Consider the following 12,121-nt stretch of genomic DNA (forward strand, 5'->3'; position numbering starts at 1 on the left):
GTTTCAATGACTTTCATGATGACCGTCGCCCCGAATGCCTCGCGCTGAAAACACGATGTTTGTTTCGATTTCGCATGCGTCGAGCTCGAGGAAAATCTCTTTCTCAAAGGAACTGGTGATGATTATGAAATCTGGGTTCAAATCAATGATCTGATCGGGTGAAATGACGGGGATACCATTAAATCCCTCAACCTGTTTCTTGGTCGATTTATCGCAAAAAGTGATGGCCTCTGTATGTTCTTGGACGGTTTCAAGCACTTGAGCTCCGCGAGTACTCGCGCCGTACAAGAGAACATGAGCACTTCGAATTTGGCTGAGGTCTATCTCTGGGACGTTGATGACTCGGTGAAGATAGGTATCTAGATTTTCGAGCGGGACCTCGCGCTCTAATCCTTTGCGCAGGCCAATGAGGTTACCCCAAGCATCCGCGGAGCGCACATCGCAGGGGAAGCGTTCGAGGCGGTGCCAGGTGTGGTAGCCGCCGTATTGCTGGATGGGATCCCATTCACTGACGAATACAGCGTAGTCATGAGATTCGAGGAACTTGGCCATATCTGCCATCTTGTAGCCGAGAGGGAGGGTTTTACGGTCTTCAAATTCGCAGAGAATCACGTCGGGTCTATCGTGTTCCCATGGATAGCTCTTGAGTACGAAATAATCTAAGCCTTCTGCATCTATTTTCAAAAAATCGACATGTCTGCAGTGGATTGATTCGAGAAGAGATCGAAGGGTTGTTGTTTTTACGCTAATTTGGCTTGTGTGGTTCTTAAGGAAAGGCTCCAGGGTGGTCACTCCATCGCTTTCTGGTGATGTGAATAGCGGCGAGTGGTCACGTTCAGATTCGTGAATGGCGACTGGATAGATGTGCACCCGAGGGAAATCAAACCATTCGGTCGTGAGTTGCTTGTAGAGCGGTGGGTTGGGCTCGATCGCGTGCACAGTCCAGCCTTTGTGAGCGAACTGGGCAAAGACAGATCCTTTATGTGCGCCCACATCAACTATAGTTCGATTGGCCTCGGATTCGGTAAACATGGAACGTATCCATGCGGACTCATCGAAGGTAAAGCGGTGGCCCTCAGGAGCCTTGAGAAGAGGATCATTCAACATCATGGGATTTTTTCTCCAGCTATAAAAAGAGATACGCTCTGGCTTACTTGTCTGAGCTCACTCAGTTGAGGAGCGTATAGATTCCATCCATGTAAAATATTGTCCGGATTGGAAACGTAACGTGTTTTGAAAGCAGGGCTGATTGGATTCATTTCGCTTAGAGATTGAATTCCGGGAGTCTCGGTTAGGAAGCGGAAGTAACGATCTATACGGTGTTGGTTCTCAGGCGTGGGTGCATCGTGGAGATAGAAGTCAATGGCGTGGTAGAACTTACCTCCAGGTTTCAGGACACGTATAGACTCGCTTAGGAAGGCATCGAGGTCGTTGTCATCGATATGCTCGACCACGGATATAGAGAATAGGATGTCGAATCTATTGCTCTCAATATTACTGCTGCCTTCACCTAGGTAGCTATCTATCGTAGTGACACCTGCTATTTCCGGCCTCGATGTGGGGCCATGTCCACGTCCTTCGCAGCGATCAATATTGAAGCAGGCATTCTTCTTTGAAAGAGCCGGGAGGATACGCGAATCACCACCGCCGACCTCGGCAATCGACTTATCGCTCAGATCGCGCAATTCACGGTAGACTGCCAGGTCCTGAGCAATTTTGAGTTGGTAAGAGATTTTGTGGCTCTCTAGCTCTTGGATCCAGTTGGCATCCAAGGCTTCCCAGAGGATTTGTTTTTCGATAAAATGGAACATCAGTTGAGTGCTTCTCGCAGGGGTCGGCGCTTAAAGAGTTCGAGGTTTCCGCCCACAGTCGCGTTAATAATTTCTCTTCCGTCTGCCTCATAAGCGTCTTTTGCGAGACAATACATGGCTTCCATCATGTTAACGTCGGCAGCTTGCCATGCTTTTCCTTGGAAATAGGTATCCATGAAGTGATTTTTATCCGCTTTGTCGGATTTGATGATTTCTTGTTCTTTGGCTCCTGGGGGCTGAACATAGCTGTGATCGAAGCCGACGAGGATCGCCTTTTTGTAACCAAGTCCGTAGGCCAAATGTAGATTGAAAAAAGTGACGGTGTGCCTCCATGACATGTTCTGGAAGATGTCCGTGCAGAACTCAGGTTTGCCTTGAGCTTCCACGAAGTAGGTATCGGGTCCGGGATTTAGGCAGTAAGCCATCCAATAGGGGAGGATTTTATCTGGGCCCTCTATGCGATTTATCCGGGCAGCGCTTTGTTCTGCTACCAGATAATTTACCACTGTGTAGTAAGTAGCGTATTGAAGGAGCTCTTCGCTCAGAAACGCGTTGTTTGAGATAATCAAATCCTGGCCCTCAAAGAGTTTGAAGTCGGTCCTCTTAAGGCTGGGGCCATTACCAACGATGACGCAGGTATCGCGTTGTGTTTCTTTTAGGACCTGTGTTTGGCTGCGAAAGTAATGGTGGGCTCTGGCAAGCTGCTCCTTTTTCCATCCGGCATCATAAGCCCAGCGTCGGCCTCCCATATTATAACAAATAGATCCGGTCTCACGCTCTTGATCGATAGGGATTTCATGCACGGGAACAGATTGCTTGATGCCGAGCTGAAGCATTGTGTCACGTGTTCGATTCCGGCAGGGCGTTTCTGCATTGCGGAGGGATTGCCATGCATCGTGTCCTGTATTGAAGGCTAAGAGTAGACTCTTGAAGGTTTTTTCGAGCTGCTGTGCGCTTGAGGTCCCCGCGTTCAGCTCGTGCTTTAACACGCCATCATGTCCATCTACCAAGAATTCAGCATAACGTTTTAGCCAGATATCGCTGACGTATCCGAAGTGTTCACACATGACATCACATACCTCTTCATACGAGTTCCCTCTTTGGCCATAGGTTTTGTTATCCAGGTGATACGACGAGCCGGCCAGGGGTAGATCGATGAAAGCGATGCGTATCTTTTCCTTGGCACAACGGATCATGAATTCGTAGTCCATGGAGTAGTGTCTATCTTCCCTCAAGTATCCCAGGCGTTGGTAGACTTCGCGTCGAACAAACGTAGCCGGCTGCATGATCCCGACCTCGTGCTGGAAGTTTTCGGCGAAAGTCTCTGGGGCGCGGTTAATATATGCATCGCGGAGTATGTTGCCCTCTGCGTCGACATATACGCCAAGTCCATAAACGATCTCGGGTTCGTCGTTTTGCTGAAATCGCTCGGCGACGCGCGCGAATACCGTATTATCCCAATAGAAATCATCTGCATTGATCCATGCAATGATGTCAGCACAAGATCGCTTGATCCCCTTGTTTACAGCATCCGCCTGTCCTGTGTCGCTTTCTTTCACCAGTGTGACATGTGGGTAGTCGAGAGCGATTTTTCTGCTGTTATCTGTAGATCCTGGATCGAACACCCAGTGTTCCAAAGGCGATAGAGTTTGGTCTTTTACGGAGTCCAAACACCGTCCGAGAAATGTGCCTTGATTGAGGCTAGGTGTGACGGCGGAAAACGTAAGTTTAGTGTGCTTGAAGCGTGGCCGTTTCCCGCATGCTTTTTCTAAGGTCGGGACGATTTTTTCTCGTTGGCGTTTATCTAAAGGTAGGCGTTCAAAGAAGGCCCGGGTTGTTTTCCAATCTGCCTCACTGGCACCCAACTCAAGATTTAGATTATCGGTGACAGTTTCGATAAGAAATTCAGTGAGTAGGCCTGGATACACCGTGCGCTCGGGAAGCCGAACAACATCGGACGGAGAAAACGCACCGCAGTCCATAAGTCGATTGAGCATCCGCGTAAACGGATGGGAAAAATAGGAGGCATTGCGACGTGGCACATCGACGCTCATGAAATTCGCTTCTCCAGCCTTTCCTCCAAATTCCGCTTCCTTTTGTTCCTGATCTGCTGTCCGATGGCAGACCAAAGGCCGTCCCACCTGCAGGACACGAGCATCGGCAAAAGCTTCGAGCATCATGCCCAGGTGTGGATAGACACTGCCCCAATACGGGGCGGGGTCTTTGGCCATGAATGCTTCGCGGCGAAAGATATTTACCGAGATAAAACCGATGATACTGATAAACCCTTGGCGCACACAATAGTCCCTCAAGCCGGGAAAACTCACCGTCTTCTCTGGGTGTAAGCGCATCCAGTTTTCATGGATAAGCCTGCTTAGGTCTTTATTGCGCCGAGATCGATTTAGAACCAGAAAGTCATGATCGCCGGACCCGAGGAGGTGGATGATTATCTCTAAAGCATCGTCAGTTTCCAGAAAATCGTCATCCCCAAAGATCCAAAGAAACTCACCCTTGCATCCTTCAGCGCATTTGATGAGGTTGCGTTCGAGCCCAACATTCTGGGGATAGCGTCTGTAAGTGAACGCGGGGCGGGGGGCGCAGAAATCGTGCACCGGCTTTAATGAATCTTCGGGCGAACAATCGTCGCTGACCACAACCTCAACCATACCGTCAAGTTTGCCCTCAATTTGCTGAGAAAGCTTCTTGAGCGAGAAGAGCAAGGCCTCCGGTCGGCAGTATGCTGGGATTGCGATGCTGAGAAGTGGCGGCCTCATCGATGCTTTTCGTGATGATACTAAGGGTTTCTTTAGAAGAGGCTATCAGCTTGGAAGTCGATGATCGCCTGGCCTGTCCGATTTAGAGACCGAGCAATTTTTCGTTCTTTAGCAGATAGATTTTTTGCATCGAGGTGGGTTTCGAAAAAGGGAGATTTTGCAAAGGGAACTCCGGGAGTGGGGCGATGAAATCTGGCTGAGACATCAGGAAAATCGTGAGAATTAGTTATCACTATTCGCCTTGAGTCGTCTGCTCTTTAGCGTTGAAGGTTGAAAAATCTGAGCATCTTAGCTTTTAACCGAAACAGGCCGTAGTGTTCGCTCAATCGCACTGCTGCACGGGCAGATATAGCGTGCCGCTTTTCAGGTGTGGATAATACGGCTTGTCTGAGCGTTTCGGCGATTGCTTCTGGGCTGGAGTAGCCGCAGGTTTGATCAGGGGCATACAGTTCGGGGCGAGAGGCGTAGGTTTGGGGGATTTCTTGGTGGGGGATGACGAATGCGCTAGTGTCGTCGATCATGCTGCCGTGGCCGCCCCAGGTGTTGGCGCATATTGGGAGGCCGGCGCGGATGGCTTCCATGATGGGGAGGCCCCAGCCTTCGCCCAGGCTGGCTGAGACGTAACAATCTGCTGCGGTGTAGGCTGTCTGTAGGGTGTCTTGCGACCAGGGATCGGTGATGATCTCGATATCGGAGCGCGGTGTCTTGAATGGGCAGTCTGCGGAGGTTTTGATGGTGAGGCGGGCAGCGCCGGGTTCGGGAAAGGCGATGTCCCAGGCACGAAAGAGGAGGTGGAGCCCTTTGCGGAAGTGCCACGCACCCACGTAGAGAAAATGAAAGGGCTGGGATGCGGTGTAGTCCGTTTTTTGTAATACGGGGTCGAGGTCTACCGCTGGCGGTATCCAGTGTGCCGGTGGCTTGAGGCCCGATTCCTGTGCGATCCGTTGGCAATGCTCGGTGGTTGTCCAGATGGCGTCGAAGGCGTCGAAATACGGAATCCACTCGGGTGGGTAGCGGCTCCACTCATGGACAAAGAGGGCGATATTGCGCTGACCCGGTATCGTCCGGAAGTTGCGCCCGTTGACATTGTGAAAAACGATATCGAAGCCGGATAGCTCTCCTGGTTCGGCTAAGGTTCGATGTGTGACCTGCCAACCTAGTCTCTCAAAAGTCGCTGCATATAGGTCGCCGACATGAATAAAGCTGGGCAGCGTGGTGTCGGTGAGGATGCAGGTATTCATGAGTCCGCTTGTTTGTCGGCACTATAGACTCGGACTTAGGCGTTCGGCTGTCGGGGGCCAGTGTCTTTTTGGGATCCGCTAATGGACGCGAATAAACGCGAATGCTTTGTTTTGCTGATTGTGGCGGAGGAATCTGCGGTGGGCTTTAGGCTGTTAAATCAATCAGTTTTAAGCCATGAGCGGTGAAACGATGGAAATCGGAGTCGAGTGTGGCCCATGCCATATTGGAGCAGATTGCAAACGCTGCGAAGAAAGCGTCCATCCAGACTTTCGGCGAGGCTGTCGGGGCGGACGCAAACTGCGTCCAAAGTCTTTCGAGCCGGTCGGGTTCTTTGGTGATTTTTGAAATATGAAGGCTCTGGGTGAATGCAGAGACGATTTCGATGGCTTGAGTATTATCTATGGGATCAGAGCCTAGTCCCTTTTGTACGGTGGGTGTAGAGAGGAGCTGTAACCAAGATTGCTACACCGCCCGGCATAGCCGGACTTTTGGGGCATTTTCGACAAGAAACTGGCGGCATATGTTGTGATGTAGGTGAGAATCAAAACTGGCCGCGAGCCAGACATTCGTATCGATCAGGATCTCATCCATGGCTGAGCGACTCGGCGTGGTCTGCATCTGCAAAGAGCGCGAGTGCTCGTTCGTTGGATACCGGAGGGCCTTTGCAAGAAATCGAGGGAAGGTCCTTGGCAGAAGGTTTGACTGCTTGCGCTCCCAGGCTCTGTGAGCCCAAGCCGATCGTGATCAGTTCCGCTAACAGGTCTTTCAAAGTACGGTCTTCAGTCGCGGCTTTAATTTTTACTGCACGCATGAGTTGTGGATCCAGATCTATTGTTGTGCGCATAAAAACATATTCGCATTTAAATGAATTTGTGTAAAGTGTTGAAGTCGTGCTTTGGGTTCGGGTCCGCGAATAAACGCGAATTTTCTGTTTTGAGATGGGGGCTGTGAGGGGGAGGAATCTACTGTAAGCAAAATGATGTAGCAGCGGCGCTCTGTCGCCGCTGGGGCTGCCGTTGTGGTCGACGTGGCACCGTGCTATTCGTGAGCCGACAGAGCGTCCCGGCTTCAACTGAATACAGCGTCGGCTAGGCCCAATTTCTCGGGTCTGCTAGTTAACACTAATGCGCGCGAATAGACGCATTTTTTGGAGCTAAGGTGGTATTTACCTTACGATTGCTTCTTTTTATTTGGGTAGAGTCCGGGATATTCGGCGACTTTGCGCTCTTCGGATTCTGGAAGATTCTGGGCCCATGTGAGCCAGTTTTGGATGAGGTGGCGCAGTAGTTTGGGTTGATCTTCGACTCCAAGGGCAGCTAGGGCGTCTCGCATATCTTTGGCTTCGATCGCTCCGCTGAGACGTTCGGTGACCCTGATCATAATTTCTGGGTCCATAGGGTCCCCTCTGCCCGCATTTCGCTCCAGGTCGTCTTCGATCAATCTCTCCAGATAATTGGAGAATTTCATATTCTGCGCCTTGGCAGTTTCTTTGGCCTTCTTGGAGATTTCGGCATCCAGTGAAATCGTTGTCCGAAGGACGCTTGCAGATCTTTGCCTACTCATGTATGCAAGAATATGCAAAATTGCGTTGACCTAAGCTAATGATTTCTCAGTTCTTTTGATGCAAGGTTAATACTCGTATGCGTCCCTGTTCTGAAGAAATAACTATCACGATAGAATCCACGTTACTCGAAAAGGCTATAGAGTCTGCGCAGACTCGTGGAGAGGCGCTTTCGAAGTTTGTTGCAGAGGCTCTTAAGGTATATCTGGCCTTTCCCAGTGATAGTCAGGAGCTGCATACGCCCGTGATCGATGCGCGTCTATGCGAACAGGCGCGTCGGGCCGGAGTCGATGTTTTTGAGCTACTGATCGGTGCGATGCTCGATCGTCAGGATGATACCTTTGAACCCTAGGGGATTCCGCGCAGAATCGCTGCTTCACTGTCTTTTTTGTTTGGGGACTCGGTCATGACTAAGCGTGCCCCTCTAACTGCAGAAAGCACTTTAGAATCGCACTTCGTCGACACCGAAAGAGCGGCTGAAGCAGACCGAGACTACTCTAGTTTCCTGGGTGCCACGGGGATGTGGACTTCGAAGCGTTTCAAGAATCCGGGTGTGAAGGGTCCGTTCCAGTATACGCCACGCGCCTGACCTGCGGCCTGATGTGTGGGGTGTTTGGCGAGCCAGGCTTCGAGCTCAGCTTGGGCGTTTTCGAAGTTTTTTCGTGAGTAACCACCGCGCACGCCAATGCTTGCGACAATGCGCTCTTTTTTCTCAATGACAGTAACGTTGCGGGTAGACTGAAAGTCACGATCTGCCGCGTCTCTTCCGATGTAGAAATACATTTTCCCAGGGTCAATTTCAGCCTCAACGGGGCTGGTCATTTTGATGTCGTTTTGACTAATGTAGCGAAAGAGGGGCTGGAATAGGCCGTTGTTTGCGTCGAAGTAGCCACTGTTCGACTCAGCCATGATCAAGCGGCTGGCTGGTATCGTTTTGATTTCTATGTCGCCAGCTTTGGTTTGTGGGAAGGCTTCCTCGGTTGCCGAGGTGGTTGAAAGGGTCGCAGTCATGAAAGTGAGTATTAGGCTAAGGGCTCTCATTCCTATAATACCGAGTGCATACTTGAGGACCTTTCAATTCTGCGCAGCCGATTCAGTTACAGTGGGTGGCGTCAAGTTGGTTTGATTTGATCCATCTCAACCTAAACTAGGTCTACATCACAACGTTAATAAACATTTGTAAAACGGTTCTTATGATACCGATTTATCAAGGATTGAGTTAGGATTTAAGCTGCTTGGGCGAGTTTTCGGAGTCTGAACATTCGATCTACATAATACTCACTGAAACCCTTTATGAACTTGCCTCATAACGCTCCCGAATTTGAAGGCGGTGGTCCGGACCAGCAGCGCCGTCTTGAGATTCTAGAGGCTACCAGTCGAGCGGCCAAGATAGGGGTGTGGGAGGTCGATATGGATACGAGCCAGATCTATTGGTCACCTATCGTCTGTGAGCTTCACGAGGTTCCTGTAGATTATGAGCCCGGCTTGGAGGAAGGGATTGATTTCTATAAGGAAGGGTATAGCCGTGATATGATAGCTGATGCTATTTCGCGTTGTATCGCCGATGGGACTCCCTGGGATCTAGAGCTTCAAATCGTGACCGCGAGCGGACGTGAACGCTGGGTGCGGGCTATCGGTCAATCTGAGCGCGTTGATGGAAAGCTGATCCGGCTTTTCGGGACCTTTCAGGATGTGGACGCTCAGCGACATCAACGATCGCTTTTGGAAGATTCAAATGCTCGGCTACAACAGACGCTCACAGCATCGACAGATTTTGCATTGATGGTCACCAATCTTGAGGGCAAGATAACTGTCTTCAATGCTGGTTCTGAAGCTCTTCTGGGTTACGCGGCCTCAGAGATAGTGGGCCGTTGGCATTTAAACGCGTTTCTGGATGCGAAAGAACTCGCTCTGCGCTTGGTTGAATTAAGTGAGCCTGACCTGGTTTTAGATGATGTGCTCTTCCATTTGCCGAATCTAAATGGATCCGATTCGCATGAGTGGGGTGTGGCTACGAAAGAAGGTGAAGCGCTTACCCTGAGGCTTACTGTCACGACGATCAAAAGCCAAGATAACCGTATAATCGGTTATATGGTAGTCGCCGTGGATGTGACTGAGAAAATAAAGGCGCAGGAGGCTTTTTTGGAGAGTGAGCAGCGTTTTCGTGGTGCTTTCAAGGGCAGTGGATTGGGGACATGTATCGTGGGTATAGACGGTAGATTTATTGAAGTAAATGAGCAGTGTGTTCGGTTCTTTGGTTATTCAGAAGAGGCATTGCTGACTAAGACATTTCAAGAGCTGACCCATCCTGAGGATCTAGAAGAGGATCTCCGCTTGTTGCATGAAACGCTTGATGGAAAGCAAAATGGCTATCGTTTGGAAAAGCGTTATTTCCATCCAGATGGGCACATTATTTGGGCTCGGCTCAATGTGTCCTTGGTTAGAGGTCGCGACAATGAGCCTCTTTATTTTGTCTCTCAGGTGGAGGATATTACCGAGACTCACCGTTTGTCCCAAGAGCTTGAGAACGTAAATGAACGGCTTCGGCTCGCCACATCTGTCGGACGCGTCGGAGTCTATGATTGGAATGTCGTTGAAGACATCCTTGAGTGGGACGATCAGATGTTTGAGCTCTATGGAGTTTCTCCCGATGATTTTCCGAAGGCAGTTTAGGCTTGGGAGAACGGCGTTCATCCCGATGACTACGATCGTGCTGTGGGTGCTCTTGAGGAGGCATTGGACGGTGATCGTGATTTCGAAATCGAGTTTCGCATCCAGCACCCCGATGGCGCGGTGCGCCACATATTTGGCCAGGGTCAGGTCTATCGGAATGCAGACGGAAAACCGGTCCGTATGGTCGGTACGAACTGGGACATCACGGACCAAGTGAAGCAGCGACAGGAATTGGGCATTATGGCTGAGCAAGCTCAGCAAGCCAATACAGCGAAGAGTCAATTTCTCGCCAATATGAGCCATGAGATTCGTACTCCACTCAATGTTGTCATTGGGATGGCGAGCCTATTGGTCGATTCTAAAAACCTCAGTGATGAGGAGCGTCAATATGCCGAGGTCATTGCATCGAGTGGGGACGGTCTTTTGGTATTGATCAACGAGCTCTTGGATATCTCTAAAATTGAGGCCGGTATGATGCATCTCGAGAGTGTTGATTTCAATCTGCGCTCACTCATGCATGAGTTCACATCGCACTTTATGCTCAGTGCACGTCAAAAAGGTCTGCAGTTTACATGCGAGGTGGCTGCTGACGTTCCCAGTATGCTTGAGGGCGATTCAGTCCGCCTGCGGCAGGTTCTCTTCAATCTGGGGAGCAATGCTCTTAAATTTACGGAGGCTGGAAAAATTGAGGTGCGGGTCAGCCTCGGAGAACAGACCGATCAAGAAGCCTGCGTGCGTTTTGAAGTCAAAGATACTGGCATTGGCATAGAGCCTGAGAAACTGCGAAGTATATTCGATCCCTTCGTTCAGGCTGACTCATCGACTACCCGTAGATTCGGGGGCACAGGTCTCGGGCTCTCTATCTGCCGTGAGCTAGCTCAGATGATGGGGGGTGATATTTTTGCCGAGAGTCAGCATGGTATCGGGTCTAATTTTACTGTGACCGTCACGATGCCTCTGGGTCGGGAGGCACGAGTCAGTGTTGGAGGAGTGGAGCAATTGGGAGGCAAACGTATCTTTGTAGTTGATGACAATAAGGTGGATTTGGCGCTGCTTCAAAATATGGTCTCTGCCGTGGGCGGGCAGTCATTTTCAGCCTCCAATGGGCCGCATGCGTTGGAATTGCTTTATAATTCTATTCAACGCAATGAACCGATAGATCTGGTTATCATTGATCTGAAAATGGCCGGTATGGATGGATTGGCCTTATCCCGTGCCATCCGTGCCGACGCACGCTTTGATTCGCTGCCTCTGGTTTTGACGTCTTCCATGGGTAATTTCAACGCGAGCGCAGTCGCAGATGGGGGATTTGCTGCTTATCTCACCAAACCTTTGAACCGAGATGAATTTGAACACACCCTTATTTCTATTTCCGAAGTGTCGGAACAGTCCAATGACGACGGGCCGGATACTCAGGTATCTGCCAATAAAGATATTCGTGTCCTTGTAGTTGAAGAGAATCGGACGAACCAGCAGGTGATGAATCACACGCTCAAGCGTATCGGGATCGATTCATCCATGGCTGGCAATGGTATCGAGGCGATCGTTGCGCTCGAGCGTGACACCTTTGACATCGTGTTGATGGATGTACAAATGCCAGAAATGGACGGGCTTACCGCAACGCGCAAGATACGCGAAGGCGCAGCGGGGCTAGCTTGTGCTCAAGTCCCAATTATCGCCCTCACAGCGCACGCGCGTGAAGAGAATAGGCGCGAGTGCCTGGATGCTGGGATGACCGACTTCATCACCAAACCGATTAAGCGCGATGAACTCACCGCAGTGATAGATCGTTGGGCCCAGGTGCCCTCCATCAGGCTCGATGCTTGATGTTTAAAGGGGTGCAATTGAAAGGACGGGGAGTTGTTCCAGTTGTCTCTCCTCGGCTTCAGTGGTTGCAGTTGAGGCGCTCTGTCGCCTCGCCCCTGCGGTGTGGATCGAAGTAACGGCCTGCGCCTCAACAGAGCGCCGTGCCTAATGTGACCGTGACTATATATTCTCCAGTCAGTGAAAATCTGAACTTCTTCGAACCGGTCACCGGAGATGAAGCTGAGGGAAACTGC

Annotated in this window: 10 protein-coding genes; 3 read left to right on the plus strand and 7 right to left on the minus strand. The window is 50.5% G+C overall.

Annotation, left to right across the window (positions count from 1 at the left end; translation table 11 throughout):
• Nucleotides 1-3: 3 nt before the first annotated feature.
• The 6 genes from HRU10_11140 to HRU10_11165 form a co-directional block, all read right to left on the minus strand.
• A complete protein-coding gene (locus HRU10_11140; protein NRA27785.1) occupies nt 4-1,110 on the minus strand; it encodes an FkbM family methyltransferase in 1,107 nt (368 codons plus the stop codon).
• A complete protein-coding gene (locus tag HRU10_11145) occupies nt 1,107-1,811 on the minus strand; it encodes a class I SAM-dependent methyltransferase (protein ID NRA27786.1) in 705 nt (234 codons plus the stop codon). The genes HRU10_11140 and HRU10_11145 overlap by 4 nt, the downstream gene beginning before the upstream one ends.
• Entirely contained in the window at nt 1,811-4,585 is a 2,775-nt protein-coding gene (locus HRU10_11150) for a glycosyltransferase (GenBank protein NRA27787.1), read from the minus strand. The genes HRU10_11145 and HRU10_11150 overlap by 1 nt, the downstream gene beginning before the upstream one ends.
• A 257-nt stretch (nt 4,586-4,842) precedes the next feature.
• A complete protein-coding gene (locus HRU10_11155; protein ID NRA27788.1) occupies nt 4,843-5,826 on the minus strand; it encodes a glycosyltransferase family 4 protein in 984 nt (327 codons plus the stop codon).
• Between the two features lie 584 nt (nt 5,827-6,410).
• On the minus strand, nt 6,411-6,671 hold the full coding sequence (locus HRU10_11160) for an antitoxin (GenBank protein ID NRA27789.1): 261 nt from the start codon (nt 6,669-6,671) through the stop codon (nt 6,411-6,413).
• A gap of 326 nt (nt 6,672-6,997) precedes the next feature.
• Complete coding sequence (locus tag HRU10_11165; protein NRA27790.1) at nt 6,998-7,390, minus strand: hypothetical protein; 393 nt, start codon at nt 7,388-7,390, stop codon at nt 6,998-7,000.
• Nucleotides 7,391-7,467: 77 nt separating this feature from the next.
• Between HRU10_11165 and HRU10_11170 the strand changes: the two genes are divergently transcribed.
• Entirely contained in the window at nt 7,468-7,740 is a 273-nt protein-coding gene (locus HRU10_11170; protein NRA27791.1) for a hypothetical protein, read from the plus strand.
• Nucleotides 7,741-7,880: 140 nt separating this feature from the next.
• Here the strand turns inward: HRU10_11170 and HRU10_11175 are convergent, their stop codons facing one another.
• Nucleotides 7,881-8,399: a heme-binding protein gene (locus HRU10_11175; GenBank protein NRA27792.1), complete on the minus strand. Its 519-nt coding sequence runs from the start codon at nt 8,397-8,399 to the stop codon at nt 7,881-7,883.
• 282 nt (nt 8,400-8,681) lie between these two features.
• On the opposite strand from HRU10_11175, the gene HRU10_11180 reads away from it, so the two are divergent.
• Together HRU10_11180 and HRU10_11185 are read left to right on the plus strand one after the other, a co-directional pair.
• Nucleotides 8,682-10,061, plus strand: a complete 1,380-nt coding sequence (locus HRU10_11180; protein NRA27793.1) for a PAS domain S-box protein — start codon at nt 8,682-8,684, stop codon at nt 10,059-10,061.
• A 42-nt stretch (nt 10,062-10,103) separates the two neighbouring features.
• Complete coding sequence (locus HRU10_11185; GenBank protein ID NRA27794.1) at nt 10,104-11,888, plus strand: response regulator; 1,785 nt, start codon at nt 10,104-10,106, stop codon at nt 11,886-11,888.
• The last annotated feature ends 233 nt before the right edge of the window (nt 11,889-12,121 follow it).

Source organism: Opitutales bacterium (assembly GCA_013215165.1).
Taxonomy (GTDB): Bacteria; Verrucomicrobiota; Verrucomicrobiia; order Opitutales; family JABSRG01; genus JABSRG01.